At 72.0% G+C, this 15,421-nt stretch carries 16 protein-coding genes; 5 read left to right on the top strand and 11 right to left on the bottom strand.

The genetic code is table 11. The features are described 5' to 3' along the window. Positions 1–44 precede the first annotated feature (44 nt). Positions 45–365: an acyl carrier protein gene (locus AB0F71_RS27870; protein ID WP_360239486.1), complete on the top strand. Its 321-nt coding sequence runs from the start codon at positions 45–47 to the stop codon at positions 363–365. A 402-nt stretch (positions 366–767) separates the two neighbouring features. Continuing rightward, positions 768–2,099 carry a helix-turn-helix domain-containing protein gene (locus tag AB0F71_RS27865; RefSeq protein WP_360239483.1) on the top strand — a complete coding sequence of 444 codons (1,332 nt, stop codon included), beginning with the start codon at positions 768–770 and terminating at the stop codon, positions 2,097–2,099. A gap of 162 nt (positions 2,100–2,261) precedes the next feature. Here the strand turns inward: AB0F71_RS27865 and AB0F71_RS27860 are convergent, their stop codons facing one another. Next, entirely contained in the window at positions 2,262–2,510 is a 249-nt protein-coding gene (locus AB0F71_RS27860; protein ID WP_360239480.1) for a hypothetical protein, read from the bottom strand. 207 nt (positions 2,511–2,717) lie between these two features. On the opposite strand from AB0F71_RS27860, the gene AB0F71_RS27855 reads away from it, so the two are divergent. Then, positions 2,718–4,070, top strand: a complete 1,353-nt coding sequence (locus AB0F71_RS27855; protein ID WP_360239477.1) for an alanine--tRNA ligase-related protein — start codon at positions 2,718–2,720, stop codon at positions 4,068–4,070. A gap of 122 nt (positions 4,071–4,192) precedes the next feature. Here AB0F71_RS27855 and AB0F71_RS27850 read toward each other — a convergent pair whose 3' ends face one another. Genes AB0F71_RS27850 through AB0F71_RS27835 form a run of 4 tightly spaced genes read right to left on the bottom strand, consistent with a single transcriptional unit; the run spans position 4,193 to position 6,889 of the window. After that, on the bottom strand, positions 4,193–4,657 hold the full coding sequence (locus AB0F71_RS27850; RefSeq protein WP_097236830.1) for a hypothetical protein: 465 nt from the start codon (positions 4,655–4,657) through the stop codon (positions 4,193–4,195). Then, positions 4,654–5,253, bottom strand: coding sequence for a MarR family transcriptional regulator (locus AB0F71_RS27845; protein WP_097236829.1), 600 nt, complete (start codon positions 5,251–5,253; stop codon positions 4,654–4,656). The genes AB0F71_RS27850 and AB0F71_RS27845 overlap by 4 nt, the downstream gene beginning before the upstream one ends. Positions 5,254–5,312: 59 nt before the next feature. Next, positions 5,313–6,551 carry a hypothetical protein gene (locus AB0F71_RS27840; RefSeq protein WP_360239473.1) on the bottom strand — a complete coding sequence of 413 codons (1,239 nt, stop codon included), beginning with the start codon at positions 6,549–6,551 and terminating at the stop codon, positions 5,313–5,315. 32 nt (positions 6,552–6,583) lie between these two features. Further along, entirely contained in the window at positions 6,584–6,889 is a 306-nt protein-coding gene (locus AB0F71_RS27835; RefSeq protein WP_360239470.1) for a hypothetical protein, read from the bottom strand. A 90-nt stretch (positions 6,890–6,979) separates the two neighbouring features. Here AB0F71_RS27835 and AB0F71_RS27830 point away from each other — a divergent pair, with 90 nt between their 5' ends. After that, on the top strand, positions 6,980–7,867 hold the full coding sequence (locus AB0F71_RS27830) for an LLM class flavin-dependent oxidoreductase (RefSeq protein WP_360239467.1): 888 nt from the start codon (positions 6,980–6,982) through the stop codon (positions 7,865–7,867). A gap of 117 nt (positions 7,868–7,984) precedes the next feature. Here the strand turns inward: AB0F71_RS27830 and AB0F71_RS27825 are convergent, their stop codons facing one another. After that, positions 7,985–8,167 (bottom strand): hypothetical protein, encoded by a 183-nt coding sequence (locus AB0F71_RS27825; protein ID WP_360239464.1) that lies wholly within the window; start codon positions 8,165–8,167, stop codon positions 7,985–7,987. Positions 8,168–8,342: 175 nt separating this feature from the next. Here AB0F71_RS27825 and AB0F71_RS27820 point away from each other — a divergent pair, with 175 nt between their 5' ends. Beyond that, positions 8,343–9,197 carry an HAD family hydrolase gene (locus AB0F71_RS27820; protein ID WP_360239461.1) on the top strand — a complete coding sequence of 285 codons (855 nt, stop codon included), beginning with the start codon at positions 8,343–8,345 and terminating at the stop codon, positions 9,195–9,197. A gap of 5 nt (positions 9,198–9,202) precedes the next feature. Here AB0F71_RS27820 and AB0F71_RS27815 read toward each other — a convergent pair whose 3' ends face one another. From AB0F71_RS27815 to pstC, 5 genes are all read right to left on the bottom strand, one after another. Continuing rightward, positions 9,203–9,979 (bottom strand): phosphate ABC transporter ATP-binding protein, encoded by a 777-nt coding sequence (locus tag AB0F71_RS27815; protein WP_360239629.1) that lies wholly within the window; start codon positions 9,977–9,979, stop codon positions 9,203–9,205. A 190-nt stretch (positions 9,980–10,169) separates the two neighbouring features. Beyond that, positions 10,170–11,066 carry a class E sortase gene (locus AB0F71_RS27810; protein WP_360239458.1) on the bottom strand — a complete coding sequence of 299 codons (897 nt, stop codon included), beginning with the start codon at positions 11,064–11,066 and terminating at the stop codon, positions 10,170–10,172. Beyond that, positions 11,063–12,832, bottom strand: coding sequence for a substrate-binding domain-containing protein (locus AB0F71_RS27805; protein WP_360239455.1), 1,770 nt, complete (start codon positions 12,830–12,832; stop codon positions 11,063–11,065). Before AB0F71_RS27805 ends, AB0F71_RS27810 begins: the two co-directional genes overlap by 4 nt. Before the next feature lie 65 nt (positions 12,833–12,897). Continuing rightward, positions 12,898–14,187 carry a phosphate ABC transporter permease PstA gene (gene pstA, locus AB0F71_RS27800; protein WP_360239453.1) on the bottom strand — a complete coding sequence of 430 codons (1,290 nt, stop codon included), beginning with the start codon at positions 14,185–14,187 and terminating at the stop codon, positions 12,898–12,900. Between the two features lie 127 nt (positions 14,188–14,314). Beyond that, complete coding sequence (gene pstC / locus AB0F71_RS27795; protein ID WP_360239450.1) at positions 14,315–15,346, bottom strand: phosphate ABC transporter permease subunit PstC; 1,032 nt, start codon at positions 15,344–15,346, stop codon at positions 14,315–14,317. Positions 15,347–15,421: the final 75 nt, after the last annotated feature.

Below are 15,421 nucleotides of genomic sequence, written 5' to 3'. Positions count from 1 at the left end.
GAACCGACCCCTCCCACCCCGTCCCCTGCAAGGAGCCCGACCTCATGGACCACACCCACGACGCCGTCGAACAGCGGATCGCCCGCCAGGTCCGGCACATGCTGGACCTGCCCGACACCCTGGCCGACCGGGAGCTCGCCCGGGCCGACCTCTTCGACCTGGGGCTGACCTCGAAGAGCGCCCTGGGACTCACGGCATGGCTGGAGACGGAGTTCGGCCTGGTCATCAGCCTGCGCGACGTCTTCGCCGATCCGTATGTCGAAACGCTCGCCGAACTGGTCGCCGAACTGGTCGCCAATGCGCCGGCACCGGAAATCGCCGAGGCCGCCCCGGCCATTAATTCGGTGGGCTCCGGGGTAGCTTGACAGCTTTCTTGACTAGCTGGTATCTTTATGCTTCGAATCTCAGGCGAATGCGGGGGCTGCACGGTCAGGGAAGGCGTGGGCGGTCATCATGCAGGCGAAACCAGGGTGCTTATCAGCGAGCCCGGCGCCGCTTCGGACCGACTCGTCGACCGGCGCATCATCCCCTGAACCACCGGTGGCCGGTGGCCCGTTCACCCCATCGGGCGTTCGGGGGCCCGTCACTGCGGCGGTCCCGGCGCGAACCGCCGCCGCTCGAACCGCCACCCGCCGAAACGGCCCGGCCCCCGGAATGCCAAGCCACTGCCGCCGCCCGTTTCCCGGGAATCCGACCCGGATTCGCGAAAAGAATCCACAATTCTTCCACGACCTGCCTTCGCAGTGCTCGGAGCCGAGGAGTGAATCGTGAACGACAAAGACCTGGGCGTACGCGTGGCGCGGCTGCGGCGGGCCGCCCGCATGTCCCAGGCCGAACTCGCCGGCCCCAAGCTCTCACCGAGTTACGTCTCGTTGCTCGAAGCCGGCAAGCGGACGCCCTCCGCCGACGTCGTGCAGTACCTGGCCGGCCGGCTGAACTGCGAGGTCGCCGACCTGGTCGGCGTCACCGAGTCCCGGGCCGAGGAGATCGACCTCGCGCTCAAGTACGCCGAGATGACGGCGCTCAACGGCGAGCCGGAAGCCGCCCTGGCCGAGTACGAGCGCATCCAGGACACCATCGACCGCGACGAGCAGCCGGCCCTCTGGCTCGCCGCCGAGACCGGGATCGCGCAGTCACTCGAACGGGTCGGGCGCCTGGAGGAGGCCGCCGCACGGTACGAGGGACTGCGGACGGCCTCGGAACGGTCCCGGGACTTCGTCGCCGGGCTTCCCGTCACCGTCGCGCTCTGCCGCTGCTACCGCGAGCTGGGCGACCTCTCCCACGCGATCACCATCGCCGAGGAGGCGGTGACGGAGATCGAGCGGCTGAACCTCGCGCCCACCCGCCCGGGGATCGAACTGCTGTCGACGCTGGTCGGCCTGCACTGCGAGCGTGGCGACCTGCACCGGGCGAGCTACCTGGCCGCCCGGGCGATCGAGAAGGCCGGCCAGGTCTCCGACCGGAAGGCGCTCGGCGCCGCGCTGTGGAACGCCAGCGTCGCGATGCACCGCAACGGCCGGACGGCGGACGCGGTGGAACTCATCGAGCAGGCCCTGGCGATCTACTCGGAGGGTGACGACACCCGGGCGCTGGCCCGGTTGCGCAACGCCTACGCCGCGGTCCTGCTGGAGTTCGAGGAGCCGGACATCGCGCTGGCCGAGGGCCTGTTGACGCAGAGCGCGAGCGCGCTGTCCGACGTGGGCAGCGACATCGACCTCGCCTACTGCGAGACCGCGATGGCCCGGGTGAAGCTGCGCAGCGGCGATCCGGCGGCCTCCGTCGAACACGCCGAGAAGGCGCTCGGCCTGCTCGGTCCGCTGCACCGGCTGCAGAGCGCGAGGACTCTCCTGGTGCTGGCCGCCGCCCGCCTCTCCCAGGGCGACCAGGTCGCGGCCCGGGAGGCGTACGAGCGCAGCGCGCTGATGCTGGAGGCCTCGTCGGCGGGTCGGCAGGCGGCCGCCGCCTGGTCCGAGCTGGCCGAGATCCTGGAGGCCGCCGGGCAGCCGGAGCGCGCGATCTGGGCGTACCGACAGGGCATGCGGTGCCTGGGCCAGCACGGCCGGATCCTCCCGGCCGGGAGCCTGCTGCCCCGGGCCTGACCGGCCGACGACCGCTGACCCGCGACCACTGACCCGCGGGCCGCTGCCCACCACCCGCCGACCACCCGCTGGAACCGCCACCGCAGGGGCGGACCGTCCTCCGACGGTCCGCCCCTGCGGCTTTTCCCATCCCCGGACGTCAGTCCGTGCGTCCGCCTCCGCTCAGCAGCAGAGCGGAATGTCGGCGACGCCGGCGGCGGAGACGACGGTGCCCGCCGCCGGGTGCGTCCCGGCCGCCTCGGCCGGACCCACCGTCACCGCCACGAAGGCCGCAATCACCAGAAGAACAGTCGAAAGAGCCTTGCGCACGATCTTTTCCCCACTTGCAAAATGAAAGAATTTCCACCAGCCGGATTTAGCTTGGGGTGATATTGACAGCACTCGACAAGAGCTGTCAAGAGTCTGGGTCAAGCGGTGATTGGTTCTGCTTTCGGTCTGCTTGTCCTGTTTTGCCGCCCCGGTCGCGACCGACGATTGGGCGATCTGTGCAGGTCGGTGGCGTTTTGGGTGTACGGCGAGAGAAAACTTGACAGCTAGTCATGTAGTTAGTCAGCATTGTCAATAAAGTAGTCACAAGGTGGGGGTGGGATGTCGGCGAGCGAGTCGGAGACGCCGTGGGTGGCTCAGTCCCTGATGCACGGGCTGGCCCGGCGCGGGTATCGCCGCGCCGTTCCGCGGGCGACGCCGCCGCTCCGCCGTGGCGGCGTCCCGTTCGACACTCCGTCCGCGCCCGACTGGCCGGAGCACCTGCTCTCCGCAGTGCCCCGGCAGGGCGGCGGCGCGGCCACCCTCGCCTGGTGCTTCGACACCAGCCGGATCGACGCCCTGCCGATCGCCTCACCCCCGTCCGCGCAGCGCGTCGTCGGTGCGGTCCACACGGAGGGACGGTCGCGGGCGTGGCGCCTCGACGAGGTGCTCGGTGCGCTGGAGGAATGCGGCGTGGACCGCGGCTCACTCGCCGCCGGGATCCTGCCGGGCCCGCCGGACGAGGGCGGCACCGAGCCGCTAGCGGGCGCCCTGAGCGAAGTCGGCATCCGCGAGCGAGCCGTCGTCGACCGGCTGCCGCCGGGGATGCCGCGGCGGCTGGGCGCCCGGTCGGGGCCCTGCTTCACCCTGGAATCCCCGGTCGGGCCGGGCTGTTCCGCGCACTGCCGGCCCGGCTGCTCCTGCGGCCGCTACGTACTGCTCGGCTACGGCCGCTTCGGCGCTGGGCGGTCCGGCGCTGGGCGGTCCGGTGACGAGGAGTCCGGGCGGGGGCGGTCCGCCGCCCGGCCGGGACGCGCGGTCTTCGAAGCGGTGCTGCTGGAGCCCGCGGTCGGCTGCGTCCTGGCCGGCGTCCGGTCCTCGCTCGAACTCCCGGCGCTACGGCCCCTGGTGGACGGCATCGACGGCGCCTTCCCGGAGCTGTCCGCGGGACCGCGCGGTCGGGCCGCCGTCGAGGTCGTCGCCGACCATCTCTGCACGGTGGCGCTGCTCCTCGGCGGCGGCATCGCTCCCGGGCCGCGCGGTGCCTCCCACGTCGTGCGCCGACTCGTCCGACGCGCGGCCACCGAGGTCCTGCTGGCCGGCGGCCGCCCCGAGGGCCTGGTCACCGCCGCCGCGCTCGCGGACGCCGCGGTCCGCGCCCCGCTCGGGCTCGCTCCGCTCCCGGCCGACGCGCTGGCCCTGGTCCACCGCGAGGTCGTGGCCCTGCGGGCCGGTCTGGCGACCGGCCGGCGCTGGTTCCTCCGGCGCGCCTCGGACACCCGGCCGGACGACCTGCCGCAGCTGGTGTGGCGCGCCCGACGTGAACGGGGCGTGCCGATCGCCATCCTGCTCGCCTGGTGCGAGGAGCGTTCGCTCCCCGTCCCGCTCTCCCGCCTCGCCGCCCTCGACCCGCCCCACCCGCCCCACCCGCCCCACCCGCCGGGCACGTCGCACGGCGTTCGGCTCAGCCTCGCGACTGGGACGAACGGGATGTCATCCGGCTAGGGTCGATGCCATGCGTCTCAGCACAGTGATCCTCCCCATCCACCGGTGGGCCGAGGGGCAGAAGATCTGGCGGCGGGCCGAGGAACTCGGATCTGATCGACTCGATCAGTGACCGCAGTGCGTCAGAAAGGGCTCATCTCGTCCAGGACGCGCTGAGCAAGCTCGGTGATCGCCTTCACCTTCGGGACATCGTTGGCCACGTCCTGGGCTTCGATCTCGGGTGCGTCCAGATCCGCGTACTCCGCCTGGTTCCGACGTCGGCGCATGCGGTCGAAGGGCCTGAGAGTCGCCCCAAGAGGTGGATCGAGCTGTGCACTGACCGCTTCCAGGACCGCGATGTGCCCCCCTCGGCTGGTCGGTCGCAACCCCTGGTTCTCCAAGACCGCGACCAGCGCCTTCCGCGCTGCGTCGTACAGCAGTTGGTAGGCGCCGATCGCATCGAAGGAAGCGACCGCCTCTGCTGCCTTGAGGTGGTTCGACGCTTGGGCCAGCAGGTTGTCGGCCTGCTCCCGGCTCGCGGGTACGCGCTCCAGTTCCTTGCGCGCCAACATGCTTTCGACTGCGGCGCGGCCCTGCTGCCACTTCATCCCTTGTGCTTCCTTTCGAACGCTTCGAGCTGAACCGTCGGCCGACTTCTGACGCCCGTGAGGAACGGGTCCGTGCCCGGCTCGTGCCAGCGGGCCGACGAGATCCGGTGAACGTTGACGTCTCGGTCGAGCAGACGTTCCGCCTTGCGTGCAGCCTCGTACAGCTCGTCCTCGTCGGGGGTACCCACCACAAGGACATCGACGTCGTTGGGTACCCCGCCGCCCTCCCCGGTGTAACGGGCGGCCCAGGAGCCGTAGATGTGGGCTTCCTCTACGCCGGCGAGCGGTAGCAGCAGATCTCCGAGCACGGCGATCGGACCGTAGGTGAGGGCGAACAGCTCGGTCAGTGGGCCTGCCAGCCGCCCGGTGGCGTTGGCCCGCAGCAGCCGGAGGTTTCCGAGCCGTCGCTCTGTGATCAGTTCGGCCTCAACCAGCCGGTCCGCCTCGCGGCTGGCGGTTGCGGTCGAGACCCCGAAGCGTGCGGCAATGTCGGCAAGTGAGGTCTCTTCCTGCGGATGCAGATACAGCCAGGCCAGCATCTCCCCCTGGAACGGGGTGCGCAGGAGCGGCAGCAGTGCCGGCGGAGGAGTTTGCATAAGCCGCACAGTATCTTGCACCTTATGCAAATAGCCCCTGATGAGTCACTAATTCATCCCTACGAGTGATCGGAGGCCACGCGCCGTGCTCTGGTGAACTTCTGCCGTCCGGTGCCGGCGGCGAGCTCGCTGAGGCGCTCGCCGATCACGGAAACGCCCGGGCGGGGCTCCTGCTCGTAGTACCAGGGCTTGCGCCGGCGCAGCAGCTCCTCGCCGTGCTCGTCCCAGGTGAATCCGGGCTTCCGCAGCAGCTTCCGGAACACCTCGTCGACGGTCTCCGGGTGGGCGGCGGCCAGGCGGCGGAGCGGCAGCGGTGCAATCGACTCCTCGCGCAGGTACACGCGCAGCAGGTCCTGGTGCTGCCTGCGGCCAGGGAGGGCCGGATCGGCGAAGAGGTCCCGCAGCATCCCGTAGTCCGGGTAGAAGTTGAGCCCGTCCACTTCGTCGTAGATGACGCCGACCGTGTCCGATTCGGCGAGCCCTCGCGGCAGTTCGAAGGCCGGGAAGGCCAGGCCGGGGAGCCGCCTGCCCCGGGCCCGGTCGGGATGCTCGGCGACGGCGGCCTCCTGCCGGTGCCGGTAGTAGGCGTTGAGCCGGTCCTCGACTTCGGCAGGGGGAAGGGCCAGTTCGTCGCTGCCACAGAACTCGACGAACGCGGCCCGGTCCTCCCGCATCGACTCCCATCCCTGCTCGATCTTCTCGGGGTTGCGGAAGACCAGTTCAGGTTGGCTGGTGGCCAGTTGGAGTGCCGCCCGGGCGATCTCGGTGACGCTGGACTTCGGGTAGGACGACATCGCCCCGGAGATCAGCCACGCCCCGTCCGCCGAGTGCACGGGCACCACGCAGGCGAGGAGGAAGCCTCCCTTGGACACTCCGCGGAAGGCCGCCCGCCCGACGTTCGAGTAGGTGCGGTACTCCAGGTCGTCGACCAGGTTCAGCAGAACGACGGCGTCCCCGTCCTTGCGCCGGATCTCGAAGACGCCCTCGACCGGGTCACGCCAGCCGAGCAGCATCTCCCGATCTGCCTCGGTCAAGCCCCGTCGTCCGGCCACGAACCGGTCCACCACGGTAGAACCGTCCGGCAAGCGGTACCGCAGAATGAAGTTGTCGACGATCCGGATCGCATCGCCTTCCCCCAACTGCCGCTGAGGCCCGGCGGCCTCCAGGAGGAGGGGCGTCAACCACCGGTCGAACCGCGCGCTCTGGGCGAAGGCGACGAGTTCGCCCTTCAGTTCGGAACTTCGCTCGATCAGGCGCCGCAACGACGCCTCGTCCTCGCTCCGTACAGCGACAGTCATGAGAGCTCTCTCGGTCTTGAAGGTTCCGACGCTCACTGCGCCCAGTAATGGCGATATGCCTCGACCCACTCCGCTCCGTCCGGCGCCGGGTCCGGCAACGGAAGATCCAGGAGTCCGATCGCCTGCCGGAATCCACCGCGGGTGCACAGGGCGACGACTCTTCCGTCCCGCGAGAGGTCGACGCCGCTCACGGTCACCTCGACGCCCAGCACCGAGGTGCTGAACGGCACCGCCAGGTTCTCCTCGACGGCGGCGAACAGAGCCGACATCTCCTCGTGCTCGTCGTAGGTGTCGACCGTCGCCTCCTCGACCAGCGCGGCCAGTTCTCGCCTGCTCATCGTGCCCACGGCGCCACGCTAGCCGATCTCCCCTTTACCGTTGCGCGAGCGGTCCGAAGGTCCGCCGAAATGCGCGCGTATCGTCGTTGCATGCGCTTGAGTACCGTTATCCTCCCCATCCACCGGTGGGCCGAGGGGCAGAAGATCTGGCGGCGGGCCGAGGACCTCGGATTCCACGCCGCGTACACCTACGACCACCTCTCCTGGCGGTCCTTCCGGGACGAGCCGTGGTTCGGGTCGATCCCGACGCTGACAGCCGCCGCGACCGCCACCGAGCGCCTGCGGCTCGGCACGCTCGTAACCTCGCCGAACTTTCGCCACCCTGTGACGCTGGCGAAGGAGTTGATCACGCTCGACGACGTGTCCGGCGGGCGGATCACGCTGGGGATCGGGGCCGGCGGGGTCGGGTTCGACGCGACGGCGATGGGGCAGGAGGCGTGGTCGCCGAAGGAGCGGGCGGACCGGTTCGGCGAGTTCCTGCCGCTGCTGGACGAGCTGCTGCGCGAGGACGCCACCACCCGCGAGGGCACGTACTACTCGGCGGTCGAGGCACGGAACATCCCCGGCTGCGTGCAGACCCCGCGGGTCCCGTTCTACGTGGCCGCCGCCGGCCCGCGCGGAATGCGGCTGGCGGCCGAGTACGGACAGGGCTGGGTGACGTACGGGGACCCGAAGGGCCCGGCGGACGTGCCGGTCGAGCAGGCCCCCGCCGTCATCGCGCAGCAGATCGGAAAGCTGACGGCGGCCTGCGAGGCGACCGGCCGCGACGTCGCCACGCTGGAGAAGATGCTGCTCCAGGGCTCGACCGCGGAGAAGCCGCTCCAGTCGCTGGACGCCTTCGTGGACTTCGCCGGCACCTACCAGGAGCTGGGCATCACCGAGCTGGTGATCCACTGGCCCGTCCCGGACTCGATCTTCGCCAACGACCTCGCCGTCTTCGAGCGGATCGCCACCGAGGGCCTCGCCCAGCTCCGCTGAGTCGGACCGCCCTCCCCAGTGGTTCGCGCCGCCGACCCACGTGGAGCAGTCCGTCCGCCAGTGGCCGACAGGTCACTGGCGGACCGGCATCGAGACTCACGCGCCGGTGGGAGGCGGTCAGGGGTGGGGGCGGGTGCGTTGGGCCGGGAAGGCCGGGGCCTGGTCCGGGGTGCGGCGGGCGAGCTCGGCGAGGGTGTGGAACAGCACTTCGCCGAGCAGCACCGGCTCGCGGGAGGCGGCGGGGGGATCCGGGGAAGGGAGGGTCGGGGGCGGCTCGTCACGGAGCTGGCGAGTGGGCATGGCTCTTCCTGCCGACGGGGTGACCAGGGGGTTCCTGCCCGTCGGCCCGCCGCGACACCCCGGGCGGGGGCGGATCGGCCGGAAAGCGGCGCAGGAAGGGCCGGAACCCGTCCTTACGGTCAGGGGCCACCGGGGCCTGCGGCGGTGGCGCCGCGGCGGTGACCGGGCGGCGGCGATGGGCGAAGATGGACCGGTGACCTCACCCCGCACCGCTCCCCGCCTCATCGCCACCGACCTGGACGGCACCCTGCTGTGCTCCGGCGGTACCGTCAGCGATCGCACCGCCGCGGCCCTGGCGGCGGCCGAGGCGGCCGGGGTGCAGGTGGTGTTCGTGACCGGCCGGCCGCCGCGCTGGATGCAGCAGGTGAGCCCGCACATCGGCGGTCACGGGGTGGCGATCTGCTCCAACGGCGGCGCGATCGTGGACGTACGGCGCGGCGGCGAGCTGATCGAGTACTTCCCCATCTCGGCGCCGACCTCGCTGGCCGTGGTCGAGGCGCTGCGGGCCAAGCTGCCCGGCACCGCCTTCGCCTTCGAGTACGCGGACGGCTGGGCCCGGGAGCCCGGGTACGAGGTGCTGATGTGGGGCGACGACGAGGTGCGGGCGGTCGGCCCGGCCGAGGAGCTGCTGGCGGACGACGGCCCGGTGCGGGGCCTGTTCAAGCTGCTGGCCAAGCACCCGGACCTCGACCCGGACACCTTCCTCGCCGAGGCCCGGACGGCCGCCGGACACCTGGCGGAGATCACCCGCTCCGCGCCGATCTCCCTGCTGGAGATCAGCGCGCCCGGCATCACCAAGGCCAGCACGCTGGCCCGTTGGTGCGCCGAGCACGGCATCGACCGGGCCGAGGTGGTGGCCTTCGGCGACATGCCGAACGACCTGGAGATGCTGGCCTGGGCCGGCACCGCGTACGCCGTCGCCAACGCGCACCCGCAGGTGCTGGCGGCGGTGCCGCTGCACACGGTGAGCAACGAGGAGGACGGCGTCGCGGCGGTGCTGGAGCGGCTGATCGCCGACTCCGGCCGGTAACTGACCTATCCGAAGCGGCCGTTGACGTAGTCGGAGGTCCGCTGGTCGCGCGGGCTGCCGAAGAGCTGCTCGGTCGGCCCGGCCTCGACGATCCGGCCCGGGGTGTCGTGGGTGGCGAGGAAGAACGCGCAGCGCTGGGAGACCCGCTGGGCCTGCTGCATGTTGTGGGTGACGATCACGATGGTGAGCCGCCCGCGCAGTTCGGCGATGGTCTCCTCGACCCGGCGGGTGGAGGTCGGGTCGAGCGCGGAGCACGGCTCGTCCATCAGCAGGATGTCCGGCGAGACGGCCAACGACCGTGCGATGCACAGGCGTTGCTGCTGGCCGCCGGAGAGGGAGCCGCCGGGGGCGTGCAGCCGGGTGGCCACCTCGTCCCACAGTCCGGCGCGGCGCAGGCTGGTCTCCACCAGGTCCCGGCGCTCCTCCTTGGAGACCTTGATCCCGGCCAGCTTGAGCCCGCTGGAGACGTTGTCCTGGATGGACATCGCCGGGAACGGGTTGGGCCGCTGGAACACCATGCCGATCCGGCGCCGCACCTCGGCGGGGCGCCGGCCGGGCCGGTAGACGTCGTCCCCGTCCAGCAGCACCTCGCCGGCCAGGGCGGCGCCGCGCACCATCTCGTGCATCCGGTTGAGGATCCGCAGGTAGGTGGACTTGCCGCAGCCGGACGGGCCGATCAGCGCGGTGACCTCGCCGGCCGGCATCGCCAGGGAGACCCGCTCCAGCACCTTGCGGCTACCGAACCAGGCGGAGACGTCCCGGGTCTCCAGCCCGGCGAGCACCCCGCCGGGGCCCTGGGCCGGGGTGACCAAAGGGGCCGGGGCCGACGGAACTGGCGGGACCGGCGGGAGGGTGAGGGTGTCGGCGGCCGGGTCGACCGTCGCGTCGTGCGGCTGGTGCGTGATGTCGGCGGTGTCGGCGGTGTCGGCCGTGTCGGCGGTGTCGGTCATCGGTACGTCCTCCGGGCGCGCGTCAGTAGAGGTTGGGCAGCAGGGCGGCGGCGTTCTCGTAGACCGCCCAGAGCAGGGCGCCGACCACCGGCGCGGCGCTCAGGTAGGCGGTCGAGCGGCGCCAGTACCGGGCCAGCAGCAGCGCCCCGGTCACCGCGCAGAGCAGTGCGAGCGACCAGAGCTGGAGCGTGGCCAGCGCGCCCTTGTCCGCGGCCAGCGCCTTGTCGTAGGCGACGGTGGCGGGGCGGCCGCCGGGGTTCTGCTGCGGATCGCCCTCCAGCCGGGCGCCGACCATCACGGTGGAGCCGGGGATCCAGTCGGAGTCACCGGTGACCAGGACCAGCCGGTTGCGGGCCGGGTCGGTGATCGGGTGGTCGCCGTCGCCGTACACGTTGACCACGTAGGTGAGCTTGCCCTGCCCGGTGGTGGTTTCGATCCGGTCGCCGACCCGCAGCCCGGCCAGCCGGGCGAACGGCGCACCGAAGGTCGCGCCGCGCCCGAACAGCACCGCCACCCCGCTCTGGCCGGGCAGTGCGGTGTCCCGGCGGTGGCCGGGGCCGCGCATCAGGTCCCGGCCGGTGGTGCCCTCGACCACCACGGCCTGGTGCAGGCCGATCGCCGGGATGTCCACCAGCGCCACCGGGTCGCCGTCGGCGGCCGCGCCGGTCGGGGCGACGGCCCGGGCCAGCTGGTCCTGGAAGGTCTTGTACGCCGTCGACTGGTAGTGCCGCTCCTGGACGTGCGAGAGCGTGAACAGGAAGCCGACGAAGCCCAGCACCAGCGCGGCCGCCAGGCTGGCCGCCCAGGCGCCCTGGAGGAAGCGGCGCCGGGCGGGGGTGACGGCGGCGGGCCGGGCCGGGGGCGCCCCGACCACGGGCGGCGCCAGGACGAGCGGCTTCTCCAGGACCGGTGCCGTCACGAGGCACCGCCCGAGCCCTTGCGCCGACGCAGCAACCGGCGGCCGAGCAGCGGCGGGACGAGGACCACGGCGAGCAGCTCGACGGCGGTCAGCGAGGACAGCGTCCAGTCCTCGGGCCGGCCGCTCACCTCGACCACGTTGGCCGCGACCTCGGTGGCGCCGCCCCGGCCGCGAGCGACCACCTGGCCGGTCTGCGGGTCGACCACGTCGGCGGAGCCGTCGCCCGCGGCGGGGTCGCCGGCCACGGCGGCGTTCGGGTCGCCGCCGGCCGCGGCGCCGCCGGTGCCGGCCGCGTCACCGCTGCCACCGGTGCCGCCGTTCCCGCCGGTGCCGTGGCCGGTGCCGCCCGTACCGCCGGAGCCACCGGCCGCGCCGCCGGTGCCACCGGAACCGCCGGAACCACCGGAGCCGCCCGAACCGGCCTTGACCGCCTGGCCGTTCTGGACGGTGCAGTCCAGCGGGGCGCCCTGCTTGTCGCAGGGGCTCGGCTGCGGGGCGTTCTTGAGGACGGTCAGCTCACCGGCCGAGTTGAAGGTCGGGTTGGCGCAGTTGGCCAGGGTGTCCGGGTTGACCGGGCTGGCGTTGCCGGGGATCGACTTGGTCTGCAGCAGCCCGCCCTTGACCAGGCCGCGCGGGATCGGCGAGTAGCCGAGGCCGTCGGCCTCGCCCTGGCCCTCGCAGAGCACGTAGGCGAGGAAGCGGCTGAGCGCGGCGCCCTTGTCGTTGTTGAACCGGCCCGGCGGGGGCAGCGCGGCGCCGGCCCGCGGCACGATCACGTAGCTGTAGCTGGAGATCGGGTACGAGCGCGGGTCGTCCATGGTGTAGACGCCGTCGAGGTTCTGCTGGAGGTAGTTCGGGTCGGACGCCGGGGTGTCGTCGTCCACGCCGCGGATCTTGGCGGCGGTGAGCGCGATGGCCACGTTGGAGGCGGTCGGCAGCGAGTAGTAGCCGGCCTGGTTGAGCACCTTCACGACCGGCCAGTTGCTGCGCTTGGCGAAGGCGTACTCGTCGTAGCCGATGGTGCCCAGGCCGGCCGCGGCCTTGATGTAGCCGGCGACGACGTCGGAGCCGTTCTGGGCGACCATCCGGCCGGACGGCGGGAAGAACTCGGTGTAGTCACCGCAGGTGGTGCCGTTGACCGAGGAGCAGTAGGCGTCCCACTGGTCCTTGTGGGTGTGCTCCATCCAGCGGGTGAACTGCGCGGTGGCGCCGGAGCCGTCCGAGCGGACCACCGGGGTGATCGGCAGGTTGGGCAGCGGCTTGCCGTAGTCGGCGGTGATCTTCTGGTCGTTCCAGTTGGTGATCTTGTTGGTGAAGATGTCCACGATGGTCTGCGGGGACAGCCGCAGGTCGCGGACCTGCTTGCCGCCGACCACCAGGTTGTACATGAAGGTCGTGCCGCCCGCGGTGATCGGCACGTAGGAGAAGCCGTAGACCGGGTTCTCCCTGGTGCCCTGACCGCTGGTGCGGGCACCGGAGTTGAGGCCGGTGTCCTCGGTGCTGCGGAACGGCACGTCCGAGGCGGTGAAGTCGTCCTGCCCGTTGCTCCAGGCGGTCCGGCCGGCCGCCGACCCCACCGGGTTGAAGCTGATCTGGATGCCCTGCGGCCCGACGTCCTGGCGCCACTGGTCGATGGCCGGGCCGGCCCAGCTGGAGCCGTCGGCGCTCAGCGCGACCGAGGCGGCGAAGGCCGGTGCGGCCTGCCCGAACAGCAGGGTGCCCGCGGCGAGCAGCAGCGCGGACAGGCACGCCAGGACACGGGCCACGGAGCGCCTTGCGGCCTCCCATGACATGAGAACTCCTCTGGTACGGAGGGTGGTCGGACGGTTCATCAGCTGTTCCCGGGCAGTGCGACGGGCGGGTGGGCAACGGGCGGGTGGGCGACGGGCGGTTGGGCCCCGGCCCGGGCGGCCCGGGCGGCGCTCTCGGCCCGCCGCGCCTCCCGGTCGATCCGGCGCCGCTGACCACGGGTCAGCTCACCGGGGCGACGGCCGCCGAGCACCCGCGCCGTGACGAAGAGGACCAGCACCAGCGCCATCAGGGTCAGCCCCGCCGCGAAGGCCCGGGCGACCATCTCGGGGTAGGGCTGCTTGACGTAGTTCCAGACGTACAGGGGCAGCGACACCTGGTGCTCGTGGAACGGGTCGGCGTTGAACTGCGGGGTGAAGCCCGAGGTCAGCAGCACCGGCGAGGTCTCCCCGATGCCGCGCGCCACCCCGAGCACGACCGCCGTGACCAGACCGGGCCGGGCGGTCGGCAGGACGACGTTCCACACCGTCCGCCACTGGCTGCCGCCCAGCGCGTACGAGGCCTCGCGCAGGGTGCCGGGCACCAGCCGGATGACCACCTCGGCGGCCCGGGTGACGATCGGCATCATCATCACCGTGAGGGCGAGCGAGGCCGCGAAGCCGCTCTTGTCGAAGCCGAGCGTCAGGATCACGATGCCGAGCACGAACAGGCCGGCGACGATCGACGGCAGTGCCGTCATCGCCTCCACCAGGGTCCGCACCGGCTTGGCCATCCGCCCGCCGACCTCGGACATGAAGATCGCCGCGGCGATGCCCAGCGGTACGGCGAACAGGGTGGCCAGGCCGACCTGTTCGAGCGAGCCGACGATCGCGTTCAGCGCGCCGCCGGAGGTGATCGGGGAGAGCGCGGCGGTGCGCTCCATCGACTCGGTGAAGAAGTTGAGGTGCTGGGCGGCCTCGAAGCCGCGCACCGCCAGGTAGCCGACCTGGTCGACGATGAGCGCCAGCACCAGCAGGCCGGCGCTCCACGCCACCACGGAGACCAGGCGCTCGCGCACCAGCAGCGGGCCCCACTGGAGCCGGCCGAGCGTGAAGTAGGCGGCCAGGAAGAGCAGGTACCAGCAGACCAGGAAGCCGAAGGCGCCGCTGAACGGCAGCACCCGCTCGTACAGCGTCCAGTTCAGGGCCAGCGAGCCGATCGACGAGCCGGCCACGGTGAACACGTCCTCGCGGGTGACGCCGCCGAGCTTCACCCGCTTCTCCGGGCGCGGCTCCACCGGACCGGCCGCGGGCGCGGCGGGCCCGGCAACGGCGGGCCCCGGGACGGCGGGCCCCGGGACGGCGGCGGCCGGAGGCAGGTCGAGCGTGGTCATCGGGTCGTTCCCTTCGACAGGGTCTCGGCCGGGGGCCCGGCGGGGGTCGCAGCCCGGGGTGCGGCAGGCGTCGCCGCCTGGAGTGCGGCAGGGGTCTCAGCGGGACCGGTCATGTCCGTGCGCCGCCTCAGTCCGCGGTCGAGGCCCCGGAGCGGGACCGGTTGATCACGAAGCCGGCCGCCACGTTGACCAGCAGGGTCAGCGCGAACAGCACCAGGCCGGCCGCCATCAGCGCGGAGAGCGAGAGCGCGTCCGACTCGCCGAAGCGCAGCGCGATGAGCGCCGAGATCGAGTTGGCGCCGTTCTCCAGGATGTGGCTGATGGCCTTGAAGTTCGGGGAGATGATCAGCGCGACCGCGATCGTCTCGCCCATCGCCCGGCCGAAGCCCAGCATGACCGCGCCGATCACGCCGCCGCGGCCGAACGGCAGCACCACCGTGCGCACCATCCCCCACCGGGTCGAGCCGAGCGCGTAGGCGCCCTCCCGCTCGCCCTGCGGGGCCTGGGAGAAGACCTCCCGGCTGAGCGAGGTGACGATCGGGATGATCATCAGCGAGACGACGACGCCCGCGATGAACGTGGAGGAGGTGTAGGAGGTCCCGATGTCGCCGGTGCGCACCTTGAGGAAGGGGATCGTGTCCCCGAGGTGGTTGGAGAGCCAGCGGCTGAAACCGATGATCCGCGGCTGGAGGAAGAACAGCCCCCACAGGCCGTAGATGATGCTCGGGATCGCCGCCATCAGGTCGATCAGCGAGACCAGCGAGGCCCGCAGCCGGACCGGCGCGTACTCGGAGATGAAGACCGCCGTGGAGAGCGCCACCGGGACGGCGATGACCAGCGCGATCACGGCGATCAGCAGACCGTTCGGCAGCACGGCGGCGATGCCGAAGGTGTGCGCGGCGGTCTGCCACTTCTGCTCGGTCAGGAAGGACCAGCCCACGGCGCGCAGCGCGTCCGAGCCGCGCAGCAGCAGGAAGAACGCGATCAGGCCCATGATCGCGAACACCGAGAGCCCGGCCACCCGCAGTACCCCGCGGAACACCCGGTCGCCGGGGGTCGCGGGGGCGGTGATGGTGCGCGGGACGTCGGTGTCGGCTCCGCGGTCGGGTCTGCCCGGGGCCCCGGCGGACGAGGCCGCGGGCTCGGCGGCGGCTGTCATGCTCTGCTCTCCGTGCTCGGGTGCGGATGGCCGGGCGGCGCCCGGACTGGACGGTGGCGCGACGTGGCTGGGGTG

Origin of the sequence: Kitasatospora sp. NPDC028055, assembly GCF_040637885.1 — a bacterium.
Classification (GTDB): Bacteria; Actinomycetota; Actinomycetes; order Streptomycetales; family Streptomycetaceae; genus Kitasatospora.
This window is presented reverse-complemented; position numbering and strand designations above follow the sequence as displayed.